The organism is Micromonospora sp. NPDC051227, from assembly GCF_044455385.1.
Classification (GTDB): Bacteria; Actinomycetota; Actinomycetes; order Mycobacteriales; family Micromonosporaceae; genus Micromonospora.
This window is the reverse complement of sequence record NZ_JBITET010000006.1, coordinates 299,526-325,148: the sequence shown is the minus strand read 5'-3', so window position 1 is coordinate 325,148 and position 25,623 is coordinate 299,526. Positions and strand designations below refer to the sequence as shown.

The 25,623-nt window shown below is 70.2% G+C and carries 25 protein-coding genes; 9 read left to right on the top strand and 16 right to left on the bottom strand.

All coding sequences use genetic code 11. The annotated features are described in order from the left end of the window. Positions 1-62 precede the first annotated feature (62 nt). The 3 genes from ACIA47_RS18190 to ACIA47_RS18180 all read left to right on the top strand — a co-directional run bounded on the left by ACIA47_RS18190 (position 63) and on the right by ACIA47_RS18180 (position 3,034). Complete coding sequence (locus ACIA47_RS18190; protein WP_355432073.1) at positions 63-470, top strand: YciI family protein; 408 nt, start codon at positions 63-65, stop codon at positions 468-470. Between the two features lie 7 nt (positions 471-477). Further along, complete coding sequence (locus ACIA47_RS18185) at positions 478-1,623, top strand: RNA polymerase sigma factor (protein WP_396709245.1); 1,146 nt, start codon at positions 478-480, stop codon at positions 1,621-1,623. A gap of 385 nt (positions 1,624-2,008) precedes the next feature. Next, positions 2,009-3,034 carry a glycoside hydrolase family 11 protein gene (locus tag ACIA47_RS18180; protein ID WP_203116200.1) on the top strand — a complete coding sequence of 342 codons (1,026 nt, stop codon included), beginning with the start codon at positions 2,009-2,011 and terminating at the stop codon, positions 3,032-3,034. A gap of 253 nt (positions 3,035-3,287) precedes the next feature. Here ACIA47_RS18180 and ACIA47_RS18175 read toward each other — a convergent pair whose 3' ends face one another. From ACIA47_RS18175 to ACIA47_RS18130, 10 genes are all read right to left on the bottom strand, one after another. Further along, positions 3,288-4,769 (bottom strand): protein kinase, encoded by a 1,482-nt coding sequence (locus tag ACIA47_RS18175; protein WP_396709243.1) that lies wholly within the window; start codon positions 4,767-4,769, stop codon positions 3,288-3,290. A gap of 124 nt (positions 4,770-4,893) precedes the next feature. Then, positions 4,894-5,787, bottom strand: a complete 894-nt coding sequence (locus ACIA47_RS18170; RefSeq protein ID WP_203116198.1) for an SGNH/GDSL hydrolase family protein — start codon at positions 5,785-5,787, stop codon at positions 4,894-4,896. Positions 5,788-5,985: 198 nt separating this feature from the next. Next, positions 5,986-6,600 (bottom strand): dihydrofolate reductase family protein, encoded by a 615-nt coding sequence (locus tag ACIA47_RS18165; protein WP_396709240.1) that lies wholly within the window; start codon positions 6,598-6,600, stop codon positions 5,986-5,988. Positions 6,601-6,713: 113 nt separating this feature from the next. After that, the gene (locus tag ACIA47_RS18160) at positions 6,714-7,217 is read right to left on the bottom strand and encodes a GNAT family N-acetyltransferase (protein ID WP_396709238.1); all 504 of its coding nucleotides are present in this window, start codon (positions 7,215-7,217) and stop codon (positions 6,714-6,716) included. 188 nt (positions 7,218-7,405) lie between these two features. Continuing rightward, on the bottom strand, positions 7,406-8,818 hold the full coding sequence (locus tag ACIA47_RS18155; RefSeq protein ID WP_396709236.1) for a non-reducing end alpha-L-arabinofuranosidase family hydrolase: 1,413 nt from the start codon (positions 8,816-8,818) through the stop codon (positions 7,406-7,408). 186 nt (positions 8,819-9,004) lie between these two features. Next, the gene (locus tag ACIA47_RS18150) at positions 9,005-10,090 is read right to left on the bottom strand and encodes a hypothetical protein (protein WP_396709234.1); all 1,086 of its coding nucleotides are present in this window, start codon (positions 10,088-10,090) and stop codon (positions 9,005-9,007) included. A 58-nt stretch (positions 10,091-10,148) separates the two neighbouring features. Next, positions 10,149-10,592 carry an OsmC family protein gene (locus tag ACIA47_RS18145; protein WP_396709232.1) on the bottom strand — a complete coding sequence of 148 codons (444 nt, stop codon included), beginning with the start codon at positions 10,590-10,592 and terminating at the stop codon, positions 10,149-10,151. A gap of 25 nt (positions 10,593-10,617) precedes the next feature. Then, complete coding sequence (locus ACIA47_RS18140) at positions 10,618-12,357, bottom strand: multicopper oxidase family protein (RefSeq protein ID WP_396709230.1); 1,740 nt, start codon at positions 12,355-12,357, stop codon at positions 10,618-10,620. After that, positions 12,354-12,806 (bottom strand): DUF6220 domain-containing protein, encoded by a 453-nt coding sequence (locus tag ACIA47_RS18135; RefSeq protein WP_203116187.1) that lies wholly within the window; start codon positions 12,804-12,806, stop codon positions 12,354-12,356. The genes ACIA47_RS18140 and ACIA47_RS18135 overlap by 4 nt, the downstream gene beginning before the upstream one ends. A gap of 10 nt (positions 12,807-12,816) precedes the next feature. Continuing rightward, entirely contained in the window at positions 12,817-13,812 is a 996-nt protein-coding gene (locus tag ACIA47_RS18130; RefSeq protein ID WP_396709228.1) for a carboxymuconolactone decarboxylase family protein, read from the bottom strand. Between the two features lie 144 nt (positions 13,813-13,956). Between ACIA47_RS18130 and ACIA47_RS18125 the strand changes: the two genes are divergently transcribed. The 3 genes from ACIA47_RS18125 to ACIA47_RS18115 all read left to right on the top strand — a co-directional run bounded on the left by ACIA47_RS18125 (position 13,957) and on the right by ACIA47_RS18115 (position 16,597). Next, complete coding sequence (locus ACIA47_RS18125; RefSeq protein WP_396709226.1) at positions 13,957-15,087, top strand: sensor histidine kinase; 1,131 nt, start codon at positions 13,957-13,959, stop codon at positions 15,085-15,087. 25 nt (positions 15,088-15,112) lie between these two features. Further along, a complete protein-coding gene (locus tag ACIA47_RS18120) occupies positions 15,113-15,775 on the top strand; it encodes a response regulator transcription factor (RefSeq protein WP_203116175.1) in 663 nt (220 codons plus the stop codon). Positions 15,776-15,883: 108 nt separating this feature from the next. Then, positions 15,884-16,597 (top strand): hypothetical protein, encoded by a 714-nt coding sequence (locus tag ACIA47_RS18115; RefSeq protein ID WP_396709224.1) that lies wholly within the window; start codon positions 15,884-15,886, stop codon positions 16,595-16,597. A 13-nt stretch (positions 16,598-16,610) separates the two neighbouring features. On the opposite strand, the gene ACIA47_RS18110 is transcribed toward ACIA47_RS18115, so the two are convergent. Further along, entirely contained in the window at positions 16,611-17,378 is a 768-nt protein-coding gene (locus ACIA47_RS18110; RefSeq protein ID WP_396709222.1) for a class I SAM-dependent methyltransferase, read from the bottom strand. 297 nt (positions 17,379-17,675) lie between these two features. Next, positions 17,676-17,951, bottom strand: coding sequence for a hypothetical protein (locus ACIA47_RS18105; RefSeq protein ID WP_396709220.1), 276 nt, complete (start codon positions 17,949-17,951; stop codon positions 17,676-17,678). Positions 17,952-18,472: 521 nt separating this feature from the next. Here ACIA47_RS18105 and ACIA47_RS18100 point away from each other — a divergent pair. The 3 genes from ACIA47_RS18100 to ACIA47_RS18090 all read left to right on the top strand — a co-directional run bounded on the left by ACIA47_RS18100 (position 18,473) and on the right by ACIA47_RS18090 (position 21,439). Next, positions 18,473-19,321 (top strand): helix-turn-helix domain-containing protein, encoded by an 849-nt coding sequence (locus tag ACIA47_RS18100; protein WP_396709218.1) that lies wholly within the window; start codon positions 18,473-18,475, stop codon positions 19,319-19,321. Then, positions 19,318-19,497, top strand: a complete 180-nt coding sequence (locus ACIA47_RS18095) for a DUF397 domain-containing protein (protein WP_203116166.1) — start codon at positions 19,318-19,320, stop codon at positions 19,495-19,497. Before ACIA47_RS18100 ends, ACIA47_RS18095 begins: the two co-directional genes overlap by 4 nt. 409 nt (positions 19,498-19,906) lie before the next feature. Beyond that, positions 19,907-21,439: a gluconokinase gene (locus tag ACIA47_RS18090; RefSeq protein WP_396709215.1), complete on the top strand. Its 1,533-nt coding sequence runs from the start codon at positions 19,907-19,909 to the stop codon at positions 21,437-21,439. Here ACIA47_RS18090 and ACIA47_RS18085 read toward each other — a convergent pair. Genes ACIA47_RS18085 through ACIA47_RS18070 form a run of 4 tightly spaced genes read right to left on the bottom strand, consistent with a single transcriptional unit; the run spans position 21,417 to position 25,532 of the window. Next, entirely contained in the window at positions 21,417-22,307 is an 891-nt protein-coding gene (locus tag ACIA47_RS18085; protein WP_396709213.1) for an ABC transporter permease, read from the bottom strand. The two genes, ACIA47_RS18090 and ACIA47_RS18085, sit on opposite strands and share 23 nt — an antisense overlap. Then, positions 22,307-23,206 (bottom strand): ABC transporter permease, encoded by a 900-nt coding sequence (locus tag ACIA47_RS18080; RefSeq protein ID WP_396709211.1) that lies wholly within the window; start codon positions 23,204-23,206, stop codon positions 22,307-22,309. The genes ACIA47_RS18085 and ACIA47_RS18080 overlap by 1 nt, the downstream gene beginning before the upstream one ends. Then, the gene (locus ACIA47_RS18075; protein ID WP_396709209.1) at positions 23,203-24,315 is read right to left on the bottom strand and encodes an ABC transporter ATP-binding protein; all 1,113 of its coding nucleotides are present in this window, start codon (positions 24,313-24,315) and stop codon (positions 23,203-23,205) included. The genes ACIA47_RS18080 and ACIA47_RS18075 overlap by 4 nt, the downstream gene beginning before the upstream one ends. Continuing rightward, complete coding sequence (locus tag ACIA47_RS18070) at positions 24,312-25,532, bottom strand: ABC transporter substrate-binding protein (protein ID WP_396709207.1); 1,221 nt, start codon at positions 25,530-25,532, stop codon at positions 24,312-24,314. The genes ACIA47_RS18075 and ACIA47_RS18070 overlap by 4 nt, the downstream gene beginning before the upstream one ends. Positions 25,533-25,623: the final 91 nt, after the last annotated feature.

The following is a 25,623-nucleotide window of genomic DNA, read 5'->3' as shown; positions in this document are numbered from 1 at the left end:
GCTTCGTCCCCGGAGTGAACGTGACCACGATGGGTCACCACCAGCACCCGAGGAGCATCACGATGGCGAAGTACCTGCTGCTCAAGCACTACCGGGGCGGCCCGGCCGGGGTGAACGACGTGCCCATGGACCAGTGGACGCCGGCGGAGATCTCGGCGCACATGCAGTACATGCGCGACTTCGCGACCCGACTCGAGGGCACCGGCGAGTTCGTCGACGGTCAGGCGCTCGCCCCGGAGGGAGCGTGGGTCCGGTACGACGGCGAGGGTCGCCCGCCGGTCACCGACGGCCCGTTCGCGGAGACCAAGGATCTCATCGCCGGCTGGATGGTGATCGACGTCGACAGCTACGACCGGGCCGTCGAGCTGGCCGGTGAGCTGTCCGCCGCTCCCGGGGCGGGCGGGAAGCCGATCCACGAGTGGCTGGAGCTGCGCCCCTTCCTCAGCGAGCCGCCCACCATCACGGAGTGACGGTCCGATGGACGAGACGCTGCTGCGAAGCCTCACGCCGAGCGTCCTCGGGATCCTCGTCCGCCGCGGAATCGACTTCGCGGCGGCCGAGGACGCCGTGCAGGACGCCCTGGTCGAGGCGGTCCGGGTCTGGCCGGCCGACCCGCCGCGTGACCCGAAGGGCTGGCTGACGACTGTGGCGTGGCGACGGTTCCTCGACGCGGCCCGAGCCGACGCCGCTCGCCGCCGGCGTGAGGATCTGGTCGACGAGGAGCCGGCGCCGGGGCCGGCCCGCACGGTGGACGACACGCTCCAGCTCTACTTCCTGTGCGCCCACCCGTCGCTGACGCCGTCGTCGGCGGTCGCGCTCACGCTGCGCGCCGTCGGCGGGCTGACCACCCGACAGATCGCCCACGCCTACCTGGTGCCCGAGGCGACCATGGCGCAGCGCATCAGCAGGGCCAAGCGCACCGTCTCCGGGCTGCGCTTCGACCGACCCGGTGACGTCGCCACCGTGCTGCGCGTCCTCTACCTGGTCTTCAACGAGGGCTACTCCGGTGACGTGGACCTCGCCGCCGAGGCCATCCGGCTCACCCGGCAGCTCGCGGCCGCGATCGACCACCCCGAGGTGGCGGGGCTGCTCGCCCTCATGCTGTTGCACCACGCCCGGCGCGCCGCTCGGACCGCGCCCGACGGCAGCCTGGTGCCGCTCGCGGAGCAGGACCGCAGGCGCTGGGACACCCGGTCGATCGCCGAGGGCGTCGAGATCCTGCAGGCGGCCCTGGCCCGCGACCAGCTGGGCGAGTTCCAGGCCCAGGCGGCCATCGCGGCACTGCACGCGGACGCGCCGACCGCCGTGGAGACCGACTGGGTGCAGATCGTGGAGTGGTACGACGAACTCGCGCGCCTGACCGGGAACCCGGTCGTCCGACTCAACCGCGCGGTGGCGGTCGGTGAGGCCGACGGCCCCCGAGCCGGCCTGACGGCGCTCGCGGCGGTGGACGACGCGCTGCCCCGGTACACGGCGGTGGCGGCGTACCTGCACGAGCGCGACGGCGATCTGGCAACGGCGGCACGGCTGTACGCCAAGGCCGCCCAGCAGGCCCCCAACCTCGCCGAACGCGACCATCTGACCCGCCAGGCCGCCCGGCTCAACGCCCTGCGGCGTCGCTGACCGGCATGCGGTCCGGAAAGTCTCCGGAAGTTTCGGCGACCCCCACTTGGCCCGGCGCTCCGCCATCACGACTCCGTGACGACGGCCCTGAGCTCTGATCGACTACTGACCTGGATTGATGCCGCTCGGTGACGACAGCGGCGTTGCCACCTTGTTTCCGAAAATTGTTGACAAGTAGACGGCTGGGTTAATACGGTCGCCATCGACGGCGCTCGATTGTCGTCAGCACCAGCCACCACGACCCACCTCTCCGGTCGTCGTGCAGGACGACCGTCCCACCACCACCGAGCGGTACGACGCCGTGGCCGTTACCCGACCACCGGCAGCCTGCCGAGGCGTACCGCGCCGCTGGCCCCCGCCAGCCGTCAGAGGAGGCAACAGTTCCATGACCGACACCAGCCACACCAAACCGAGAGGCCGCGGCCGCATGCGGTTGCTCCTGGGCGCCGCATGCGCCGCCGTCGTGGCCGTCGCCGGCACGATGACGGCCACCAACGCGTACGCCGAGGCCGACCGGACCCTCACGTCGAACCTCACCGGCACGCACAACGGGTACTACTTCTCGTTCTGGAAGGACAGCGGCAACGCCAGCATGACGCTGCGCGCCGACGGCCGATACACCAGCAGTTGGGACAGGAGCACCAACAACTGGGTCGGCGGCAAGGGTTGGGCCACCGGCAACCGTCGGACGGTCACCTACTCGGGCAGCTACAACCCCGGCAACAACAACACCTACCTCGCCCTGTACGGATGGACGCGCAACCCGCTCATCGAGTACTACGTGGTGGAGAACTTCGGCAGTTACAACCCGAGCAGCGGCGCGCAGCGGATGGGCACGGTCACCACTGACGGCGGCACCTACGACATCCTCCGCAGCCAGCGGGTCAACGCCCCGTCGATCGACGGCAACCAGACGTTCTACCAGTTCTGGAGCGTCCGCCAGCAGAAGCGCTCGAGTGGCACGATCACCACCGCCAATCACTTCGACGCCTGGGCCCGGGCCGGCCTGAACCTCGGCACCAACCACAGCTACCAGGTCATGGCCACCGAGGGTTACCAGAGCAGCGGAAGCTCCGACATCACCGTCCGGGAGGGCAGCGGCGGCGGCAACCCGACCACCCCGCCCACCACCGGCAATCCGGGGACCGGAAACTGCAACGCGACGATCTCCGCCGGCCAGCAGTGGGGTGACCGGTTCAACCTCAATGTCGCGGTCAGCGGCACCAACAACTGGGTCGTCAGCCTCGGCCTCGGTGGCGGTCAGAGCATTCAGAACAGCTGGAACGCCGCCGTCAACGGCAACAGCGGCACCGTCACCGCGACGCCGAACGGCAACGGCAACAACTTCGGCGTAACGATCATGGCCAACGGCAACTGGAACTGGCCGACGATCAGCTGCCGTACCAGTTGACCCCGATCAGTTCCTGACATCGCACCACTGGCGTGGCGGCCTCGGTCGCCACGCCAGTCTGCGTTGCGCAGGCAACCCCCGTCCGCCTCGGCGTCCATGAAGGCCTCGGACCGACCCCGCTCGACGCGCCCTTTGCTCTGCACCCGCCGAGGCACCACCGGCCTACAGCTGGGTGGCGCTTCCGCGGGTGCAGAGCAAAGGGCGGATCTCGCGGCACGCCCAGTTGCGAGACCATGGTCGCTGCCGCCGTCCGCTACACCTGCGGCACCGCGGCCTCTCCTTCGGCCGTCGATTCCTCCGCCGACGGTTCCTCCGCCGACGATTCCTCCGCCGACGGTTCCGAGGTTGGGTCCGCGGCTGGGCCCTCCGTCGTCCCCGCGGTCGGTGCCACTGTCGTTCCGCCCGTCGGGGCTGCCGTCGGGGCTTTCGTCGGGGCTGCCGTCGGCTCAGCAGGAGCGCCCTCGGACGCGGTGGGACCGGGCGCATCCGTGGTGCTTCCACCGGACGGCGTCGACGGATCCACCGTCCCCTCTGCCCGGGTGGGCGTCGGGGTCGGGGAGCCGGGCGCTCGGACCGGCATGCCCGCGGAACTGCGGGTGGCTGGTTCACCGCCGCCGACGCCGGGGCCCGGTTCCCGCTGCGGCGGCACCGTTGGCGACACCGCGGGTGGCACCACGGGAGGCGTCGACGGTCGCCCGGCCGGGCCGGGCATGATTCCGATGGGTTCGGCGAGCACCAGGACGGCAACTGCGGCGGCCAACGATCCGAGAAGCACCGCGAGCGCTCTGGGCCCAGGAGTGACGGCCCGGCTCACCGTGCCGCCGAGGGCCGACCGCCGGGCACCCGTGACCTCGGTCCGCACCCCGATCTCGGTCGCCCCGGTCGCTGTGGACAGCAGGTGGTCAGACGGGTCCGCGAGTGCCTGCGCCGCCCCGGCCATGGCCGCTGCCGTCGGAAAGCGACGGGCGGGCTCCTTGGCCATCGCGGTGGCGACCACACGCCGGACCTCCGCCGGAACGTCCTCGGGTAGCGGCGACGGTTCCTCTTCGAGATGCCGCAGCGCCACCGCGACGGCATTCTCGCCCTGGTGCGGCGGTCGACCGGCGAGGCAGTGGTAGACGACAGCCCCCAGCGCGTAGATGTCGATCGCCGGTGTGGTCTCGTTCTTCGCGACCTGCTCGGGTGCCATGTACAGGGCGGTGCCGACGATCTGGTTCGCTCCGGTCAGGCTCGTCGCTTCCTGCGTCACCGCGACACCGAAATCGACGAGTACGACGTGTCCGTCCGGCTCGATGATCAGATTGCTGGGTTTGACGTCCCGGTGGACGACACCGGCGTCATGCGCGGCCTGCAGGGCACGGGCGGACTGCGCGGCGATCGACATCGTCTCGGCCACGTCCAGCTGGCCGACCTCGGCGATCCGCTCCGACAAGGGTTGCCCCTGCACGCATTCCATCACGATGTAGGCGAGGACCGGCGCTCCGGACTGGGACACCTCACCGTAGTCGTAGACCTGGGCGACACCCGGGTGACGCAGCGCTGCCATGGCCCGCGCCTCGCGCCGGAACCGCTCACCGAAGCCGCCGTCGGTAGCCAGCCGAGGTTGCAGCATCTTCACCGCCACGCAGCGGTCGAGGGTTTCGTCGACCGCCCGCCACACGTCACCCATTCCACCGCTGGCGATGCTTTCGACCAGGCGGTAACGGTCTCCGATGACTTGCCCCACATTCGGCATAGCTTTCGGTACCCCGGACTCCTCGATCTCAAGCACAGCGAGTCTGGGCACCGCCGCGCGGCGCACGCAGGAGTCACCCGCCCCGCCGCTGCCGGCGGGGCGGGCTCAACCGTCTACGGCCCGGTCAGCTGTTCAGCCTGGCAATCAGGGCGGTGGCCATGCCCTGCTCGCCTCGGGCGTTGGGGTGGAACGGCGCGGCCGAGTTCTGCGGCACCAGACCCTCGATCCACCGGGTGCCGCTGCCCTTGCACGCGTCGCGGCCGATCGACGGGGTGTAGACATCGGCGTAGGTGGCGCCGTTGGCGCTCGCGACGCTGGCCAGCATCGCGTTGAGTGACTTCTCGACGCCACGCAGGTACGGCACGTCCTGGTAGGCGATCGGAACGACCGGCCAGCAGCCGTAACCGCTGTCCGGCAGGATCGCCGGATAGCCGAGCACCACTACCCGCGCGCCCGGCGCCGCCTGCCGGACCGCCTGGAGCACGGCGGTGATCTTCGGCGTGGCGGCGACGATCCGCGCCTGCAACTGATCGACACCTCCGGCGGTGTACCGGTTCTTGCACGGAGATCCGAGCGGGCTGCTGACGCTCGCCTCCGCGCAGTCGCCGATGATGCCGGAGAAGCCGATGTCGTTGCCGCCGATCTGCACCGTCACCAGCGACGTGTTCGCCGTGACCGCGTTGAGCTGCGGCGGCAACGTGATGCCCAGTTGGCCACTACCGCCGTAGAGGATGTCCTCCGTGGTGGCGCCGGAGCAGCTCACGTCGGCGAACGACGACGAGCCGGCGGACGCCGCCACCAGCGACGGGTAGTTGCGGTTGGAGCGCAGGCAGTTGAGGTCGACCTGGGTGGGGATCAGCGGACCTGCGGTGTACGAATCGCCCAGCGCGACGTAACGGCCGGTGGGCACGGCGGCGCTGGCGGGGGTGGCGACGGTGAGCAGCACGCCGGCGGTGGCCAGCGCGAGTGCGGCCAACCGGGTGGCTGTCCGCAGGCGGGGCAGGCGGGGACGGGTCATGGCGCCTCCCAGGAGGGATCAGGGTGGTGGTGCCCGAGATCCTGTCGCCGTCAACGTCCACCGTCAATATCGATGAGCCTCACTAAATGCCGATCCGAAGTGTGGGATTAATCGGTGGTGGTCAATCCAGTGGGGCGTACCACCGGGCACCGGTGACCCGGATCCGACGGGACTGCTTGCGGTTCCACTCCACCCGCACTACTTTCCGGCCGGCACCTGGTCCTTGATCTCGTCGTAGCCGACCGGAGTCGGTGCCGTGCCCGGCGCGTAGATCACCCGCAGGACGCCGGTCGGGAACGCTTCCGTTGCCAGCAGTCGAAGGTGGTACGCCGCGTCGCCCTCGTCGAACAACTTGCGACCCTTGCGCGCGGCCACCGGATGCACCAGCAGACGCAGCTCGTCGACCAGGCCCGCGGCGAGCAGTTGCTGCACCACGGAGATCGACCCGGGGATGAGGATTCCCCGGACGCCGGTATCGGCCTTGAGCGCGGTGACGGCGTCGAGGAGGTCCCCGTTGATCAGCTCGGAGTTGCGCCAGGAGAATTCCAGCGGCTGGCGTGAGACGACGATCTTGCGCATGTCGCCGAGTTGCTTGGCGAACGGCGCGTCGTCGCCACCCGCGGCCTCCCGGCCGGGCCAGGCCCCGGCGAAGCTGTCGTACGTCTCGCGGCCGATGAGCAGCACGTCGGCGGCGTCATAGTCCTCGGCGACGGCGCGGCCCATGTTCTCGTCGAAGTACGGGAAGTGCCAGTCAGGGTCGATCTCGGCCACACCGTCGGCCGAGATGAACAGCGTGGAGATGACCTCTGCCATCGCGGGGGATCCCTTCGGGTCGGGGTGATGTGATGTCGGTAGTCGACCGGCGCATCGTCCCAAACTCGTCAGCCACAGGCCGCCCCGATGGTGCGTGTCGTATCCCGTCTTTGTCAGCCAGACGTCACGGGAGCGGTCCGATGCCACGTTTCGAGCAGCTTTGGCTGCCCCAACCCATTCGTCCTCTCGACGACGTCATCGTCGCTCCGGACGTATCCGGCGGACTCGGCGACCCGCTGCGAGGGCACATTGCCCTGCACGATGCTCAGCCGCAGTCGGGTGAAGCCGAGTTCTTCGTGGCAGAAGGTCGTCATCAACCGCAGAGAACGCGACGCCAGGCCTCGACCGCGGTGCGCGGGGCCGATGGCGTACCCCAGCACCCCGCTCGCCACGTGCAGTGCGACGAGGCCAAGCGGCTCCCCGCCGTCGCGTGTCACGGCCAGGTCGACAATGCCCTGGGCACGGCGCCGCCGAATTCTGACCAGAAAGGCGTCCGCGTCGAATGGAGAAGGAATATCGGTGTTCGCGGCGATGTCCGGCGCGTCGAAGAGGCCCGGCATGTGCGGCAGATCGGCGTCGAGCCAGTCCCGCAGCACAATCCCCTCCCCTTGCAGCATGAGAGGGGAGGCGATTGGATCGACCGCCGAAGAAATTGTTGATTCGCAGCTCACACGGCATCCTTACACGGACGTCGCCGCCGGCCTCAACGCTGCCGTTGCTTGATCGACTCGCGTTCAACCGCACCCGGCGTGGTGCGGGCGGGCTCGGCGTGACGCCGAGCCCGCCCGTTCCGGGTCAGCCGTGATCAAACCGGGCGCTGCAGGGTCAGCAGACCCGGCCGGTACGGCAGGAGGCCGTAGTCGCCGCCGGAGCTGGGGGAACGGCCCTGGTAGAGCAGTTGCAGGTTGCAGGGGTCGACGGTCATGGTCTGGTCGGCGTTGGTGCGCAGCAGCTCACCGTGGCTGATGTCGTTGGTCCAGGTGGCGCCGCTGTTGGCCTTGCCGGCGAACGGGTTGCTCTCGCTGGTGGCCTGCGGCGTCCAGGAGCCGCCCAGGCTGGTGGCCGTGAACGAGCGGAAGTAGCGGCCCTGCGAACCGATCGCCTCGACGATCATGAGATAACGGTTCTGGCCCTGGAGCTTGTAGACCTGAACGGCCTCGAACAGGTTGTTCGTGGTGTCGCTCATGATGGTCGTGTAGTTGGAGCCGAAGCTGCCGGGGAAGTTGCCGATCGGCATGCTGGCCCGGTAGATCTTGCCGTTGTCCCCTGCGAAGAACAGGTACATGTTCGTGTCGTCACCGATGACCGCCTGGTCGATCGGGCCGGTGCCCGAACCGGTGATGCTTCCGCTGAACAGGGTCTGTGCCGCGGACCAGCCGTTCGGGTTGGTCGGGTTGGTCGAGGTCCGGTAGGAGAACGCCGGGCCACCCCACTGGTAGGCGAGCACCCAGATGTTCTTCGGCGCGAAGTAGAACAGTGACGGCGCGACGGTCGCGTTGTTCATCGCGTTCTGGCTGGCCGAGGCCATCTGCGAGTAACTCGTGAAGAGGCCGAAGTTCATCGAGCCCCACCGGGTGCCGTTGTCGTGGGTGGTGGCGTAGACGAGTTGCTGGCCGTTGTAGGGGGCGACGGTGAAGTCCTTGAGTGACACCCAGCCCGACCTCGGGGTCGCCAACACCCCGGTGGAGGACCACCGGTACGTCGAGGGAAGGTTGCACGTGCCCGTCGGCGGCGGGGTCGTCGGCGGTGGGGTCGTCGGCGGTGGGGTGGTCGGCGGCGGGTCGGTCGGCGGAGTCGTCGTGCCACCGGTGCAGGTGACGCCGTTCAGGGCGAAGCTCGTCGGGTCGGGGTTGCTGCCCGTCCAGGACCCGTTGAACCCGAACGACACCGTGCCGTTGGTCGGCACCCCACCGTTGTAGCTCACGTTCTTCGCCGTCACCGCCGACCCGCTCTGCGTCAGCGACGTGTTCCAGGCCTGCGTCACCGTCTGCCCGGCGCCGTACGACCAGGTCAACGTCCAACTGCTCAACGGGTCACCCAGGTTCGTGATCGCCACGTTGGCGCCGAAGCCGCCCTGCCACTGCGACGACACGGCGTAGTTCACCGAACAACCCTCAGCCGCGGCACCGGCCGGCAGCGCCGCGACAACTGTCGACGACATCAGTAAGCCGACGCCGGCCGCAACCAGACCGACATTGGTGGCTCTGGATCTGGTCATGTAGCACCCTCCTCGCGGGACGGCGGCCCATGCATTGGTGGTGGTCATTGTGCGGTGACCGATTGTGAGCGTTAACAGGCCGCGTCAGGTATGTTACGGGAGCGCTCCCATACCCTCAACAGCATCTATCCCTTGTTCTCGCCTACGTCAACTTCGCCGGTGCGGCCGACCCGGCAGCGACCTTCCTCAGACGACGGTGAGGGTGAGGACACCGAACTGGTTGCCCCGCTGCACGTAGTGCGGCAGATACAACTTCCACGTCACGCTCAGCTCGCGCCCGGCCCGCATCGAGGCTGGCACCTCGGCGACCATTTCGAACACGGCACTGTCGCCGGCGGGGATCTGCGGGAGTGCGCGGCAGTTCAGCCGGTACAGCTGGGCCGAGTTCACCGCGTCGTTTGTCGCGTCGCCGAGAGAGAACCGCTCCATCAGGTACCCCGGGCAGGGGTCCAGCGCCAGGGAGCCGTCGGTCGGGTTGCCCAGCGTGACCCGGAAGGTGAGCCGCGACCCGGCGACGGCGGTCGTCGGCCCCTGAACAGCGACGGTGAGCTTGTCGAGCGGCGATGACGGGGGTTTCGACACCGTCACCGGCTCGGTGAACCCGCTCGCGGACAGCGTCCCCCGCGCGCGAGGGTGGACCCCCTCCCCCTGCGGACAGCCCGGACGCTCGTCGGCGGTGACCGGTGCGCGCAACCTGCCGCCGTCGTGCGGCAGCTCGATCGCGAGCTCCAACAACCCCTTCACGGGCTGACAGAACGGCCCGGACCAGTCCAGGCGCAGGCTGGCGTGGCCGCCCGCCGGCACGGCGACCACCCGGGTGCGGCCCTCCTCGTTGATGCCGTGGGTGTAGAGCATCGGGACCTCGCGGCCGCCGGCGAGCATGGTCGTGGGCACCTCGCCCTGCAGGGTGCATTCGACCGTCGACGAGTTCCGCACGTCCACTTCGCCGATGAGCTTGCCGATGGCGGCGTCGAAGCCCCGAGGCGTCTCACCGCCGGTGCCGGGCCGCGTCCAGGTGGTGAGCCGGCCGGTCAGCTGCTCCGCCCGGCACGGCTCGCTGCCGGTGGCCGGCGTTCTCGGCGCGGCAGGGCGGCCGTTGAGGTCCTCGCCGGTGATCTTCAGGTCGGCCCAGGGCACGCTGCCGTCGGCGAGCAGTTCGGTGGGCGCCGGCTGCGCGACTGTCGGGTCCGAGCGACCCGGCTTCGCGTTCGGGTCGGCGCACGCCACCACCATGGTGAGGACGATCAGCAGTGGCACCGGTAGTCGACGCATGCCGCCATCCTCACCCGAACGAACCGCACGGGGCCTGAGTAGCCGTGCTCAGCGCCGGTCAGTCCCCGGTGGGCCCGGGGCCCTCGGCGATCGCGACGGGAGTGCCGAGCTCGACGGTACGGGAGACCGTGCACAACCGATCGTGCGACTGCTGCAACGACCGGGGCAGCGCCGCACGGGCCGCGTCGCCCTCCGCGCCCTCCGGGAACGTCACGCTGAACTCGACCCGCAGGTTCCGCATCCGGTTTGCGCCGGCCTCGTCCCGGATCTTGTCACCGGTGACGGCGACGGCGAACTCGGTCGGCTCGGCACGACGACTGGTGATGTGGTCCACGTCCACCGCGGTGCAGCCGCCGATGGCGGCCAGCAGCAACTCCACCGGCGTGAAACTGCCGTCATCGCCCGTGCCCAACGACACCGACCCGCCACGGGTGTTCCGCACGACGTAGTTGCCCAGGCTGGTGCGCTCGATCGCCACCGAACGGAAGGTGTCTTCAGTCATGACAGAAAACTACAGGCCTCCGCGATCACGAGTACATGAGATGCAGCGTCATCCCGGCATCGGCGTGCGCCAGGTTGTGGCAGTGATTGGCCCACATCCCCGGGTTGTCGGCCCGGAACGCCACCTCCCACACCTCGCCCGGACGGACGTCGAACGAGTCCAGCCACAGCGGGCTTCCGGTCGCCGGCTCGCCATCGCGGGCCAGCACCAGGACGTGGTGGCCGTGCAGGTGCCACGGGTGCACGATCTGCGACCGGTTGACGATCGTGAACCGCACGACGTCACCCAGGCGTACGACCTGCGGTGGGATGTCCGGGTCAGCCGCGCCGTTGACGGTGTGGGCGTACCGCGGTAGCAGTCCGCGCAGGTCGAGGCCGCGATCGAGGACGAGGGTGAACGTCTTGTCGAACCGGGACCAGGGCACCGGAGCGGTCACGCCGTAGCCGAGCGGATCGAGCACCGGCCAGGCGCCGGTCGCCGTCGACACCGGGCCGGTCGAGTAGACCGCGCGTCCATCGACGAACAGCGCCACCGGGGTCGCCGGCGCGTCGAAGACCAGGTCGTAGCGGCCCCCGGCCGGGATCAGCACGGCGGTGTCCACCAGCGGCGTCGGGCCGCGTAGGTCGACGCCGTCGATCGCGGCCACCCGGAACGCGGTCCCGGCCAGGGCGTACCGGTGCGTCGTGCCGTCGGTGTTGATCAGCCGCAACCGCACCGGCAGGCCGGCCTCGACCTGCTCCACCTTCGGCGCGGGCAACGGACGGCCCGCCAGGGTGTGCACCGGCACTGTGACGTCGAGGCCGGTCACCGGGCCCGGTCGCACCACCAGCACGCCGTAGAGGCCCATCCGTACGCCGACATCGGAGGCCGAATGCGTGTGGTACCAGTACGTTCCGGCCTGGTCGGCGCGGAACCGGTAGACGAACTCCTGTCCGGGCCGCACCGGCGCCTGCGTCACCCCGGGTACCCCGTCCTGATCGTTCGGCACGTCGTACCCGTGCCAGTGCACTGTGACGCCGCGCCCGATGTCCCGGTTGCGCAGCGTCACCTCCAGGACGTCGCCGACGGTGGCGCTCAGTTCCGGTCCGGGGACCTGCCCGTTGAACGCCCACGCCGCGACGTTCCGGCCGCCCGCGTCCACAGTGGCGGTTGCGGCGGTCAGGGTGAACCGCCGGGTGGGTTCGTCGGCGATCCGGGCCGCCGGAGAACCATGATCATGCGGTACGGCGGGCGCGGCGCCCGGGGCGACGGTCAGCCCGGTTCCGGTCAGCAGCGCCGCGACCGCCACCACGAGGGCCACCCGGGACACCGTCCGGGACGGGTGCGCACCGAGCGCACGCCCCGAGAGCACCGTCGCCGCCACGACTCCGGCGACCGCGAGCAGCCCCGCCCCGGCCGACGCCGGATAGCCGTGCAGGATCGTCACGAGCAGGGCGCTGCTCGTGGCGTACCCGGCGAAGAGCAGCGGAACCGCGACGGCCCGGATGTCAACCCGGGCCCGCAGCAACCGCGGACCGGCGACGCCCACCGCCGCGAGCGACAGTGGGGCCGCGATGAGGACCTTCTCCGCGGCGAACCACCAGCCGGCGCGTGCGAGAGCGGTGATCGTGACCGCGCGGGCAAGCGTGGCGAGCAGCGCGACGGCCGCCAGTCCCAGTGCGAGCGGGCGGCGACGGGCGGCGGACGCGGCGCCACCGCCCAGCCAGGCGGCGGCCGCGAGGACCGCGATCACGAGGTCGGCCGCGAGCAGGGACCCGGTGGTCACGCCGGCTCTCCTTCCCGGGTGACCAGCCGAGCCGCGCCGGCGGGAACCGGGACGGTCAGCTGTCGCGCCGCCCGATGGACACCGACCACGACGTGTACCGCGATGATTCCGTTGAGCGCGTGCAACCCACCGATGGTCAGGCCGAGCGGGGTGCTGACACCCGACGCGTCAGTGGACGCCTCGGCCAGCATGGCGATGAGCGGCTGGAGGACGACGAGGCCGATCGGCAGGATCGCCAGGCCGACGATCTTTCCCGGCGCCTTCGCCAGCGCGGCGAACAGGGCGGTGAGCACTGTGAGAATCGGGATGACCGCCATGCCGTTGACGCTGTGCAGCGCGTACGCGTCGTCGCCGGCGGGTCTGGTGAACCCGCCCACGGCGGCGAGGACGAACTGCACGGCGAACGCGACGAGCAGCAGGGCGCTGACGATGACGAATGCCTTGCGCATGGGTTACCTCCTAGAGGCGCGCCGAGGCGAGGGCCCGGGCGACGTGATCGGTGGCCGTGATCGCCCCGTACGCGACCAACCGCACGAGGTCGGCGTCGGCGGGGTGGGAGAGCCGCCAGAGAGCGACGTCGCCCGGGCTGATCGCGCTGGGCGCGAACGCCGCCAGCAACGCGATCCGCGTCCCGATGCGGTCCGTGCCCGGCACGTCCCGCACCAGGTCGACGGCCCAGTCCGCCGGCCGGGCCGGGAACCGCCCGTCCTCCCAGCGCACAGTGGCCGTGACGGTCTCGCGCGCCACGTCGCCCAGCAGCAGGTCCCCACCCCGGGCGGCGGCGTCCCGCAGCGACGCGTAGGCGACGCCCACCGGGCTGTCCCCCGCCCAGACGGGAGGTGATGCCGTCGGGTCGGCGTCGAGGAGCGGGAGACTTCGGCCGGGCTCCTTGGACTCCCGGACCGCCTTGGCGTAGAGCCGGCCCCCGACCGAGCGCACCAGCGGGGAGCGTTGCAGGCCGCCGGGGAGCAGATCGGGGTCGAGCAACGCGGACACGACCCGGTTGATGAAGTGGAAGGCGAGCAGGGTGCCGGTGATCTCCGGGCCGTGGGTGCTGGTCCAGTCGGCGGCTCCGGGGCTGCGGCTCGCCTGCGCCCAGCCGACGAGCGCGGCGTGCCTCGGCTCGGGGGGCGTCTCGCCCCGGGCGACGGCCTCGGCCAGCTTCGGTGCGCCCAGCGCGTGCAGCAGCAGCACATGGGCGTCGACGCAGAACTGACAGCGGTTGGCCCGGGACACCGCGGCCGCGACGAGTTCGCGCTCGACCCGGGGCGCGTCCCCGGCGAGCAGCGCCTCCCGCATCAGCGCCCAGGTCGCGGCCAGCACCTCCGGCACGGCCGAGAGCGCCTGGAAGGTCGGCAACGGCCCGAGAAAGTCGTCGCGCAACTGTTGGTAGACGGCCGCTGTGCGGCCGGTGGCCGCCCTCGTCGGCGTGGGGGTGAAGAAGCGGTATGTCATGGGCTCGATGCTTGTTCCGGCGGGCCGGGAAAACGTCGTGCCGCCGTAGACACTTGCCCCGCCGCTCATACCGCGCCCGTGGTACGCCGCAGGTACCACGCGCGCGGGATGCTCCACCGACGACGGCCGTTCTACAGTGCGACCATGCGCCGCGACCTCCCGTACGCCCTCGGCGGTCTCGCCCTCGGCGTCCTCCTGCTCGGCAACGCCGTGCTCACCCCGGACGCCGCGCCGGTCGAGGTGCTCGACGTCGCCCTGGTCCTCGCCACGGTGGTGGCCCTGGCGGCGTGCCGGCGCCACCCGGTGGTGGCGCTGGGCGTGGTCACCGTCGCCATGCTGGCCGTTCACGTCCGGGTGCACCCCGGGGTGTCCGCCGCGTTCCCCGTCCTCTGCGCGGTCTACGTCAGCGCCTGGCAGGGACACCGGTCGGCCGCCGCCGTGGCGAGCCTCGCCTTCCTCGGTAGCTTCCTGGCCCGCGACATCTCGATGGCGCCGGCTGGCCGACCAGGCCAACTGGTCGCCGAGCGGACGGCCCTGCTGCTCGGCTGGTTCGTGGCGGCCAACGTCGCCGGGCTCGTCGCGCGGCAGCGCCGGGCGTACCTGGAGCAGGTTGAGCAGCGGGCGATCGAGGCCGAACGCACCCGCGAGGAGATGGCGTTGCGGCGCGCCGGGGAGGAGCGCCTGCGCATCGCCCGCGACCTGCACGACTCCCTGACCCACAGCATCTCGGTGATCAAGGTGCAGGCGGGGATCGCCGTACACCTGGCCCGCAAGCACGGCGAGGAGCCGTCGGCAACGCTGCTGGCGATCCAGGAGGCCAGCGGCGCCGCGATGCGGGAACTCCGCACGACCCTCGACGTCCTCCGCGCACCGACCGACGCCGATCGGGTCGGGCTGGCCCGGGTGGACGAGCTGGCCGAGCGGACCCGGGCGGTCGGCGTACCGGTGCAGGTGACCGTCACCGGCCAGCGCGGGGACCTGCCCGACGAGGTCGACCAGGCCGGGTACCGGGTCATCCAGGAGGCGCTCACCAACGTGGCCCGCCACGCCGGGCCCGCGACCGCGCACATCCAGGTGGAGTACGCCCCGGCGGGACTGACCGTCGCGGTCACCGACGACGGTCAGGCGTCGCCGGCCGAGCCGCTGACCCCGGGCGTGGGCCTGCGCGGCATGCGGGAGCGGGTCAGCGCCCTGGGCGGCACGCTGCGGACCGCCGCGCACGACGACCACGGGTTCACCGTACGGGCCACCTTTCCGCTGAACCGCCCGCGATGACCGCCCGCCGCGGGGAGGAGCCGGGATGATCCGCGTGCTGCTCGCCGACGACCAGGCGCTGATGCGAGCCGGCTTCCGGGCACTGCTCGACGCCGAGGACCACCTGGAGGTCGTCGGCGAGGCGACCGACGGCACCTCGGCCGTCCACCTGTCGCGCTGTCTGCGCCCGGACGTCGTGCTGATGGACGTACAGATGCCGGGCCTCGACGGCATCGAGGCCACCCGGCGCATCGCCGCCGATCCCGACCTCACCGCGATCCGCGTTCTCATCCTCACCAACTACGGGCTCGACTCCTACGTGTTCGCCGCCCTCCGCGCGGGCGCCAGCGGCTTTCTCCTCAAGGACGCCGACCCCGCCGACCTGCTGCACGCCGTCACCGTCGTCGCGCGCGGCGACGCGCTGCTCGCGCCAACCGTCACCCGCACCCTGATCAGTGAGTTCGTGGCCGGCCCACCGCCGGCCGTGCCGACAGCCGGACGCGACGTGCTGACCGCCCGGGAGCAGGAGGTCGTCGAGCTGGTCGCCCGTGGGCTGACCAACGACGAGATCGCCGCGCGCATGGTGATCAGTCCGCTGACCGCGAAGACACACGTCAACCGGGCGATGACGAAGCTGCACTGCCGCGACCGGGCGCAGCTGGTCGTGTGGGCGTACGAGTCGGGGCTGATCACGCCGCGTCGGCGGTGATCGCCGTCTCCGAGAGCGGAGTTGATCAACCCCCCCTTGGGAACATGAGGGAGGGCCGACGCACTAGCATTGCCGCCGTCCGCGACGGCTCTGCTGAATCGAGGCGACATGCGTTGGCTCCGTCGTTTGCTGGGCGGTAGGCGGGTCCAGCTCGACCCGGGACGCCAGCAGGCGCTGCTGCACGACGTCCAGTCCCGGTACGGCTCCCACGCGCGGATCCGGTTCAACGAGCAGGTCGAGGCGCTCACCGGTTCGCTCGACAGTGACGACGGCCTGGTGGTGGCGACCCGGATCGTGAGCCAGGTCGCCGATGAGGCCCACGTGGACCTTCAGGCCCAGGCCCAGGAGATCCACCGACGGACGGGCCGACGGCTGCTGGTGCACCGCCGCAACTACCGGCCGCTGTGGAAGGAGGCGGGCCAGGCCCTACGCTGGCCGCTGTTCGCGTTGCCGTGCGGCTTCCACCCGTACGCGCAGGTGGCCGCCGCCGTCACTGTGGTCGGCAACCGGGCGCCCCGGCTCGACCGGGTGACCGACCCGAACCCGCTGGTGACCCGCGTGTTCGAGGTGCTCGACCTCACCACCTCCGGCTGGGAGTACGGCCGGGTGCGGGTGGACACCGACGCCGCCACCCTGGCCGATCGACTGATCGTCAGTGCCGGGCAGGTCCTCGCGGCGATGGACGACCCGCCGCGACTGCCGCCCGCGGTGCGGGAGCTGATGCGTCGCAACAACACCGTCGCCGTGCACGACCCGGCCGGCCCTCGGGCGGTGGGCGGGATCAACCTGGGCGCGCGGATGCGGGAGGAGTTCCTGGTCTGAGCGCCAGCGGGCGCTACTGCTCGGGGCGCCGGCGGGCGAGATGCACTATGACGTCTGCGGAAAGCTCGACCCTCTCGGGCAGGATCCGCTCGATCTGGCTGAAGACCTGCTCCTGCTTCGAGGTCGGCAGCTCAAGATACGCCGAGATCGTCGACAGATGTCCGACGTAGTCGCGCGCACTCATCGTCAGTCGACGCTCGATCACGGTCTGCCGCACATCGGTGAACAATTCGGAGCGTTGGAGTTCGGTGCCGGGCCACTGCATGGCCTGCCCCGGGGGCGTGCCGTCGGGAGAGGGAATCTCGTCGCTCTCCAGGAAGGGCGCCCGGGCGAGCCGGACAGCGTCCGCCACCGCCGGGTCGACCAGCCGGGTTGGTCCACCGAACGAGGCGAACACGCGGCCGGGTTCCAGCAGCGCGGCCACCCGTGACCATCGCCCCTCCGGTTTTGTCCAGTGCAGAGCCGCCGCCGCGTAGACCAGGTGGTACCTCGCGCCCGGCCGCAGGTCCTCGAACGCGGCCCGCACGGTCTCGACGCCTGCTGGCACGTGCCTGCGCAGCTCGGCGAGCATGGCCCCGTCCGGCTCGGTCGCGGTGACAGTGACGCCCGCTCCGGCGAACAGCCGGGTCGCCTTGCCGGTTCCGGCGCCGATCTCCAGGGCCGTTCGAACAGGCCGACCCGCGTACGTCAGCACCAGGTCGACAAGCTCGGCGGGGTACCCCGGTCGGTACCGTTCGTACTGTTCCGCCACCGTCCCGAAGCTCAGTGCGCGAGCAGGCATGCCGACAATCCTGTCACCAGTCGCGTCGGTGCTGCCCGATCTTCCAAGCAACGGGTCGGCTACGCGCCGCCGTGACCACGGGTTACCTAATGCGATGACCGCATGGAGCGAACGGCGATGATCCACACCCGCATCTCCAGCGACCGGGCAGGCCGACGTCTCGGCGTTGAGCGCCAGGAGGAGCCCGACCACGCACGGTGGCGACCGGTGGCACAGCTCGACCATCCGAGGCGTTCTCAGCCGGTCCGGAGGCGACCCCAACGCGCGAACCCGTCCACTGGCACCCGCCGGTACGGCTTAGGCCATTACGCGACGGCTGGGAGCCCTCTTCCGCCCCGGTTGCCCGACAGCCACGGGTGCCGGGGCGGAACGCAACCCGGCCTTCATGACGAAGATCGACCGTCGCGCCAACGCGTCGCCACGGGAGTCCAACTCATACCCGTCGAGCCAAACCCACCCGTCGTAGGTGATCCAGTCGAGTACGCGGATGAGGCGGAGCCTGATTGGTCGGGTGAACTGCACGCTAGCCGCTCGGTCCACGATCAACACGTCCCCGGCCTTCACCCCAACCACCCGAGGAACCTGCGATTCAAGGTGTCCGGGGGTGCCCAGGTCATGTCCTGGCGCGCTGCGATGAGGTACGACCCGAGGTAAGCAGCCAGCGCGACCGGCGAAGCGGCGTACTCATCCAGCAGCTCGACGCGGCGTGCGGCACAGGGCCAGGGGCGCTGACACGTCTCGCAGAGCCATAGCGGCAGGACCGGCCCGTGCTTGGTCATCAGCTCTCACCTGGCCAGTGACCTCGATTGATCGGGATCTTGTGCCTGGCCCGACACGGCAGCTCGTTCCCGCACTTGCAGACGTTCCGCCACTTGATCCACGACCACACCGGCTTATGTCTTCGGGCCAGGGTCATCGCTACCGCTGCCAGGTATTCGCCGTAGGGCACGTGCCTAGACATGTTCGCCCCCTCGCATTTGCGTGGCATTGCTCACACCGCCATTTTGCGCGCGCAGATATACGGGGTCAATGGCCTACGGTTGTCGATGACGCACGGCGTGTGGTCGCACGAAGCGCGAGGGAGGGGAGGCATCATGGCGCTCATGGAGAGCCCGACGTTCCTGCGATTCCAGCTCGGCGCACAGCTCAAGCGGGCACGCGAGGAAGCAGGCGTGACCGTCGAACAAGCCGCCGCGCTGATCGAGGTTTCACCGAGCACACTGCGCCGGATCGAGCAGGGTCGCGTCGGCTTGAAGGGTCCAGCGCTCAACGCGTTGCTCGACCTGTACAGCGTCACTGATGCTGAGCTGCGGGAGACGTTGTTGTCCATGGCTCGCAGCGGCAAGCAACGCGGCTGGTGGGCAAAGTACGGCGACCTCCCGAACTCCTATCGCCAGTACATCGGCCTGGAATCCGCAGCGTCAGAGATCCACAACTTCGAAACGTTGGTAGTGCCCGGCCTGCTCCAGACCGCCGAGTACGCCCGAGCGATCATCAGCGCCGACGCCTCGCAGCCGACCCCGGATGGTGTGGCCCAGCGAGTAGCCGCCCGGACGGAACGGCAGAAGCTGCTAACCGATGGTCAACTGAAGCTCGTAGCGGTCATCGACGAGGCGGTACTACACCGGCAGATCGGCGGGCCGGAGGTCATGGCTGAACAGCTCACGACCTTGCTCGAAGCGCAGAAGCGCTGGAACGTCACCGTCCAGGTCATCCCGTTTCGCGAGGGCGCCTACGCGTCGATGGTGTCCAGCTTCCATATCCTTGGCTTTGCGGAAGGTCCCGGGGTGGTGTACATCGAGGGACTGACCGGTGACCTCTACGCTGAGGGCGAGGACGTCGACAGGTGTGCACGGGTGTTCAGCAACCTGCGGGCAGCCGCACTTTCACCTACGGCCTCAACCACATTGATCAGGAAGCTTCGTGACAAGGAGACGCCATGAAGGCGCTCGATAACCAGTGGCGCACCAGCACCCGTAGCGGTGGCAACGGCGCGTGTGTCGAGGCTCGGTACGCGGACCACACCGCACAGGTGCGGGACTCTAAGGACCGGCAGGGACCGGTGCTCTCCTTCAACCCGTCCGCCTGGTCGACGTTCGTCCGAGGGCTCAAGCGCTGATGACTAGCCAACACCCCCGACCGTGACGGTGGGAGGCGCTGGCTAAGGGTCTTCAGTTGGTCGCAGAGACGATGTCACCGCACGCCGGGGTTTCGGCACGCGGTGCGGGCCTTCGTGGTGGCAGGGTGGCCGCACAAGCGGTGATTGATCACCATGCCTGATCCTGTTCCGCCCCAGAGACAGCAGAGGAACCCACAGGCCAGGGGCGGGGCTCGCCCCTCGGTGTGAGTTCCCGGTTTTGCCCCGCATGGGGTGGGAAGCCAGCGCAACCGCCTGACGACCGGCGGGTCGGTTGCGTGCGTCGGATCGATCATACCCGTCACTCCGGATGTCGATTTTCGTGCCACGCGCGACGACAACTGCGCGCAACCGCTTGCCGGCCCGTCGAACACCGCTCGACCATGTGCGGATGGGGCCGGAGCGTCGGGTGATCGTCGGAGTCGACGTGGGCACCACTGCCGTGCGGGCTGCCGCGTTCGCGTTGGACGGCACCACACGACACGTCGCGACGCGGGAGTACCCACTGCTTGCGCCGATGCCCGGTTGGCAAGTACAGGAGCCCGACGTGGTCATGGCGGCCACCCTGGCCGCGATGACCGCATGTGTGGCCGGCACCTCCGGGGCGGAGGTGGTCGCCCTCGCGCTCAGCTCCGCCAGGTACGGCCTGATCGGGTTGGACGCGACGATGACGCCGGTGACGCCGCTGCTGACCCGGCGCGACACGCGGTCGTCGGAGGCGGCCCGCGAGCTGCGGTTGTCCGGCCAGAGCCGGGAGCTGCACCGGATGACGGGTACGCCCGTGCACCCGATGAACCCGCTCTGCAAGCTCCTGTGGTTCGCCCGCCACGAGCCGTACCTCTGCACGGCGACCCGGTGGTGGGTCGGCCTCAAGGACTATGTGGTCCATCGGCTCACCGGGATGTTGGTGACCGAGTTGTCCTCGGCGTCCGGCACCGGAATGTGCGACGTGCACCGTCGGGTGTGGAGTTCTGCCGTACTCGATCTCGCCGGGGTGTCCGAGAGTCAGCTACCCCCGGTCCTGCCCACGACGGCGGTGTTGCGGCTCTCACCGGCGGCCGGGCGCGCGGTCGGCCTGCCGTCGGGCACACCGGTCGTCGTCGGCGCGGGCGACGGTCCGTTGCGGAGCCTGGGCGCGGCGGCGATCGACCGCGGCGTCGGTGGCCTGACGCTCGGGGCCACCGGGGCCCTGCGGACGGTCGTCGAGGCACCCCTCACCGATCCGGTCGAGACGTTCTCCTGCGCTGCGTTGACCGACGACGCGTGGGTCGTCGGCGGGGCGGTCAGCAACGGCGGCAATGTCGTGCGGTGGGCGGGACGGGTCCTCGGTGACGACCGTGCCGCGCCGGCGCTCCTGGATCTCGCCGAGCGGATCGCACCGGGCAGCGACGGTCTCGTGATGTTGCCCTATCTGCGGGCCGACGAGGCCCCGCCGCAGGGGTGCGGCCCGCCGGGCGCGTTCCTGGGACTGCGCAGCGAGCACTCGCGCGGTCACCTGGTCCGGGCCGCCGTGGAGGGCGTCTGCCTGCAACTCGGTGGTATCCGGGACCGTCTGGCCGAGCTGACGCCGATCGGCAGCGTCCGCCTGACCGGAGGCGCCTTCCGGTCTCCGCTGTGGCGCGCGGTGATGGCGGCGGTCCTGGACTGCCCGGTCCGCGTCGCGGGGGCTGCGGACCACGTCACCCTCGGCGCGGCGGCGCTCGGGCTCTTCGCGATCGGCCACACCTCCGACCTCAAGGAGGCGGTCACTCAGCTCGATCCCGGGGTCGCCAGCGGCGAGCCCGTCGCGGTCGACCCGGCTCTCGTCGCGGCCTACCGCGGTCTGCGGACGAGCTTGCCCGCGCTCCTCACCGTCGCGGGTCGCCTGGGCGAGATCCTCCACGAGGCGGCCACCACCGGCTTCAGTGCTCCGGCTCGTCCTTGACCTGGGCCACCAACTGGGTCGGGTTGACGTAGCGCAGCGCGACGACGAGGAGAACCAGCATCATCGAGGTGTAGATGACCGCCATGGCGTCGACCGACTGCTGCGCCCTGATGCCGGACGCGGACATCGAGTAGTAGAGCGCCACCACCAGGGTCTGCGAGTCCGGCCCCGCGGTCAGGAAGGTGAGCTCGAACATCCCAACGGTGCGGACCAGCACGAGGATCGCGGAGGCGAGGATGCCCGGCACGAGCAGCGGCGTGAGGACGCGGAGGAACACCGTCCGCAGGCCCGCGCCGCACATGCGCGCGGCGCTCTCGATCCTCGGGTCGATCTGCTCGATGAACGGGGTCATGGTCAGGATGACGAAGGGCACCGACGGCACGAGGTTGGCGAGCACCACCCCGGACATGTGCCCGGCCAGGCCGAACTTGTAGAGGACTGTCGCCAGCGGAATGCCGTAGGTGATCGGGGGCATCAGAATGGGCAGCAGGAACACCAGGAAGATCAGCCGTTCGCCCGGGAACGAGCGCCGCGCGAGGGCGTAGGCGGCCGGCACGCCGATCACCAGCGAGAGGCCCACGACGAGTACGGAGACCTCCAGCGTCACGACGATGACCTGGAGGAGCGCGAACTCGTCCCAGGCTCGGGCGTACCAGTCGGTGGTGTAGCCGTCGGGGAGCCAGGTGTCGAACCAGCGCTGGCCGAACGAGCTGACCAGCACGGACGCCACGACGCCCAGCAGGTTGAGGAAGAAGAAGATGACGACGCCCCACACGATCCAGGCGGCCGGGCGCGCGACGATGCGCCGCCGCCGGTCGGTGCTGGTGGCGGGGGGCCGCGCTGGTGGGGCCTGGGTGGTCGTTGCCATCAGCCCTTGCCTCCGGTGGAGCCGGTGTAGAAGCGGCTACGAGCGGCCAGCACCACAGCGATGATGACCAGCTCGACGAAGCCCATGATCATGGCGATCGCCGACGCGTACGGGTAGTCGTACTGCTCGTAGGCCGCCTGGTAGGCGGCGAGGGAGATGACCCGGGTCTCACCGGCCGGGTTGCCGACCAGAACAGCCGACGGAAACACGCTGAACGCCAGGACGAACGTCAGGCAGAAGGTCGTGGCGAGGCCGGGCATCAGCAGCGGCAGGGTGATCCGGGTGAACCGACGACGCCAGTCCGCGCCCAGCGTCGCGGCCGCCCGTTCCAGTGTCGGGTCGATGCCGGACAGGTACGACAGCACCAGCAGGAACGCGAACGGAAAGCCGGTGATCACCAGCGAGAAGAACACGCCCCAGTAGTTGTGGGTCAGCCGCACCGGCTCGTCGACGAGGTTGCTCGCCAACAGGATCCGGTTGAACCAGCCGGTCGGGCCGAGGAAGTTCAGCAACCCCTGTGCGGTGAGGACCGTGCCGAGCGTGATCGGCACTACCAGCAGCGTGGTGACCAGCCGCTTGCCCCGGAACCGGCCACGCATCCGGTAGGCGATCGGCACCGCGGCGAGGACGTTCAGGAGCGCGGCGGGCAATGCGATCCGCAGCGTGATCCAGATCGTGCCCCGCTCGTAGGAGTCGGAGAAGAACCGGGCGTAGTCGCTGAACGGCCCGCCGTTGGTCGGCTGGAACGAGAGCGTCAGCCCGTAGAAGAACGGGTAGAGGAACAGGGCGATGACGAAGACCAGGGCCGGGACCAGTAACCAGAGCTGACGGTCGATGCCCCGCTCGGCGAGACGGTGCTGCCAGTGCGCCAGCGGTTTCCCAGGCCCGGCGCCGCTCACCGCGTCGCCCCCGGGGCGTCCGCGAGGCGGTCGGGCTGCGTCGACGCGTCGGCGGGATAGACGAGCAGCCGTTGCGGGTCGACGGCGAGCTTGACCTGGTCGCCGGGCGCGATCCGCTGCTCGGTCCGCAGGTGTAGCAGCAGTCCGGTGTCGGTGCGGGCCTCGGCCGCCAACTCGCGGCCCTGGTACTCCACCACCTCGACCGTCGCCGACATGGCGTTGCGGGTCTCGCCGGGCTGGTCGACGCGGATGTCCTCGGGGCGTACCGCGACCACGACGTCCGCCCCCGGCTGGAGGCCCCCCACCACCTCGCCGAGCAGGCGATGGCCGGACGGCTCGACGGTGGCACGGTCGCCGTCCACCTGCTGAACCCGCCCCCGCCACAGGTTGCGGTAGCCCATGAAGTCGGCGACGTGCCAGTTCGCCGGTCGGGTGTGCAGGTCGCGGGGGGAGCCGATCTGCTGCACCCGGCCCTCGCGCAGCACCACCAGCCGGTCGGCCAGGGAGAGCGCCTCCTCCTGGTCGTGGGTCACGTAGACGGTGGTGAGCCCCAACGACTGGTGCAGCCGGCGAATCTCGGTCCGCATCTCCAGGCGCAGTTTGGCGTCGAGGTTGCTCAACGGCTCGTCCATCAACACCAGCGACGGCTCGAACACCACGGCGCGAGCGATGGCGACGCGTTGCTGCTGACCACCCGAGAGCTGACCGGGCAGCTTGTCGACGTGGTCCTCCAGTCGCACCAGCCGCACCGCCTCCGCCGTACGCCGGCGCGTCTCCTCCTTGGGCAGCCGCCGCATCCGCAGTCCGAAGGCGATGTTCGCCCGGACCGTCAGGTGCGGAAAGAGGGCGTAGCTCTGGAACACCATGCCGAAGCCGCGCCGCTCCGGTGGGAGCGTGTCGATGCGGCGCTCGTCCTGCCAGATGCTCCCCGCCGTCAACGGCAGCAGCCCGGCCAGGCAGTTCAACGCCGTCGACTTGCCGCAGCCGGACGGGCCGAGCAGGGCGATGAACTCCCCCGCCTCGATCGTCAGGTCCAGCTCGGTGAGCGCGGCCTGGCCGCCGAACCGGCGGGACACCCCGTCCAGCCGCAGCTGGGTGAAGGCGCTCATCCCTGCTTGACCTTGCCGCCGCCGATCTCGCGGTCCCAGCGGCTGAACGCGGCCACCAGGCTCTTCGCGTCGAGCGGGACCTCGGTCGGGTTTCCGGCGATCAGCGCGTCGTACTCCGGGCGACCGAACTCCCGGATCGCGTCCTGGCTCTTCTGCGGCGCCGACGAGAGCTGGACCTCTTTGATCGCCGGGCCCGGGTAGAAGTAGCCCTCGTCGTACGCCTTCGCCTGCTGTTCGGGGGTGAGCATGAACGCCAGCAGGGCCAGCACCGCGGCCTGGGTGTCGGTCGACACGCCCTTGGGCAGGACGGCGTAGTGCGCGTCGGTGACCCAGTGGAAGCCGTCGATCGGGGTGATCCTGGCCTCCTTGGGCACAGTGCCGAGCACCCGCGGGTTGATGTCCCAACCGGTTGTGCTGACGATCAGGTGCGCGGTGCCGTTGGCGAGGTTCTTCATCGTCTCGGTGGTGCCGGACGGGTAGTAGTCGACGTACTGGCCCAACTCCTTGAGGAAGGCCCACGTCTTGTCCCAGCCCGCGGTGGGGTCCTTGGGGTTCGAGTCGCCCAGGATGTAGGGCAGACCCATCAGGAACGTCCGGCCCGGGCCGGAGTTGGCCGGGCGGGCGTACTGGAATTTCCTGGGGTTGGCCTTGGCCCAGGCGAGCAGCGCCTCCGCGCTGGTGGGTGGCGTCGCCAGGCGCGACGGCAGATATTCGAGCAGCGGACCTGACGGGTAGTAGGTGACGGTGACGCCCGCGTTGCCGGCGAGCTTCTGCATCGCGGCGGCCGGCTCCAGGTAGTTGCTCATGCCGCCGAGGCGGTCCTGGAAGGTCGGCAACACGTCGATCCAGAGCCCCTGCTCGATCCCGGCGGCCAGGCCGTCGACGCCGGTCAGCACGAGACCGATGTCCACCCGGTCCGCCCCCTGCTGGGCCTTGATCTTCCCGGCCAGCTCTGGTGCCGGAGCCTTCGAATAGGTCACCCGGGAGATCACGTCGGGGTTCTTCGAGACGAACTCGTCGATCATCCCCTGGGTCAGCTGGAGGTTGCCCGCCACGTCGAGGACGTTGAGCGTGACGGCCTTACCGGGCCGCTGTGGCACCTCACCGGTGCTGTCGCCAGTGTTGTCGCCGGGGGCCTCGGGTGCCCCACACCCGACCGCGCCCACCAGGAGCGACGATGCCGTGACCAGGAGAGCGCCGCGCCGCGAGATACCCATGAGCCGTTCCCTCCGCCAGGTGTCATCAGTGCTGATTGAGGCAGCCGGCGCGCCGCGGCGGCAACGGGTTGCCATGTATTGCCTCGCGCGA

Excerpts from the sequence above, each read along its gene's own strand:
- ACIA47_RS18085 (WP_396709213.1), bottom strand. The coding sequence starts at position 22,307 with ATGGCAACGACCACCCAGGCCCCACCAGCGCGGCCCCCCGCCACCAGC.
- ACIA47_RS18100 (WP_396709218.1), top strand. The coding sequence starts at position 18,473 with ATGGCGCTCATGGAGAGCCCGACGTTCCTGCGATTCCAGCTCGGCGCA.
- ACIA47_RS18145 (WP_396709232.1), bottom strand. The coding sequence starts at position 10,592 with ATGACTGAAGACACCTTCCGTTCGGTGGCGATCGAGCGCACCAGCCTG.
- ACIA47_RS18150 (WP_396709234.1), bottom strand. The coding sequence starts at position 10,090 with ATGCGTCGACTACCGGTGCCACTGCTGATCGTCCTCACCATGGTGGTG.
- ACIA47_RS18190 (WP_355432073.1), top strand. The coding sequence starts at position 63 with ATGGCGAAGTACCTGCTGCTCAAGCACTACCGGGGCGGCCCGGCCGGG.
- ACIA47_RS18165 (WP_396709240.1), bottom strand. The coding sequence starts at position 6,600 with ATGGCAGAGGTCATCTCCACGCTGTTCATCTCGGCCGACGGTGTGGCC.
- ACIA47_RS18090 (WP_396709215.1), top strand. The coding sequence starts at position 19,907 with ATGGGGCCGGAGCGTCGGGTGATCGTCGGAGTCGACGTGGGCACCACT.
- ACIA47_RS18175 (WP_396709243.1), bottom strand. The coding sequence starts at position 4,769 with ATGCCGAATGTGGGGCAAGTCATCGGAGACCGTTACCGCCTGGTCGAA.
- ACIA47_RS18115 (WP_396709224.1), top strand. The coding sequence starts at position 15,884 with ATGCGTTGGCTCCGTCGTTTGCTGGGCGGTAGGCGGGTCCAGCTCGAC.
- ACIA47_RS18075 (WP_396709209.1), bottom strand. The coding sequence starts at position 24,315 with ATGAGCGCCTTCACCCAGCTGCGGCTGGACGGGGTGTCCCGCCGGTTC.
- ACIA47_RS18095 (WP_203116166.1), top strand. The coding sequence starts at position 19,318 with ATGAAGGCGCTCGATAACCAGTGGCGCACCAGCACCCGTAGCGGTGGC.
- ACIA47_RS18155 (WP_396709236.1), bottom strand. The coding sequence starts at position 8,818 with ATGACCAGATCCAGAGCCACCAATGTCGGTCTGGTTGCGGCCGGCGTC.
- ACIA47_RS18160 (WP_396709238.1), bottom strand. The coding sequence starts at position 7,217 with ATGCTGCAAGGGGAGGGGATTGTGCTGCGGGACTGGCTCGACGCCGAT.
- ACIA47_RS18185 (WP_396709245.1), top strand. The coding sequence starts at position 478 with ATGGACGAGACGCTGCTGCGAAGCCTCACGCCGAGCGTCCTCGGGATC.
- ACIA47_RS18125 (WP_396709226.1), top strand. The coding sequence starts at position 13,957 with ATGCGCCGCGACCTCCCGTACGCCCTCGGCGGTCTCGCCCTCGGCGTC.
- ACIA47_RS18170 (WP_203116198.1), bottom strand. The coding sequence starts at position 5,787 with ATGACCCGTCCCCGCCTGCCCCGCCTGCGGACAGCCACCCGGTTGGCC.
- ACIA47_RS18070 (WP_396709207.1), bottom strand. The coding sequence starts at position 25,532 with ATGGGTATCTCGCGGCGCGGCGCTCTCCTGGTCACGGCATCGTCGCTC.
- ACIA47_RS18120 (WP_203116175.1), top strand. The coding sequence starts at position 15,113 with ATGATCCGCGTGCTGCTCGCCGACGACCAGGCGCTGATGCGAGCCGGC.
- ACIA47_RS18180 (WP_203116200.1), top strand. The coding sequence starts at position 2,009 with ATGACCGACACCAGCCACACCAAACCGAGAGGCCGCGGCCGCATGCGG.
- ACIA47_RS18135 (WP_203116187.1), bottom strand. The coding sequence starts at position 12,806 with ATGCGCAAGGCATTCGTCATCGTCAGCGCCCTGCTGCTCGTCGCGTTC.
- ACIA47_RS18130 (WP_396709228.1), bottom strand. The coding sequence starts at position 13,812 with ATGACATACCGCTTCTTCACCCCCACGCCGACGAGGGCGGCCACCGGC.
- ACIA47_RS18110 (WP_396709222.1), bottom strand. The coding sequence starts at position 17,378 with ATGCCTGCTCGCGCACTGAGCTTCGGGACGGTGGCGGAACAGTACGAA.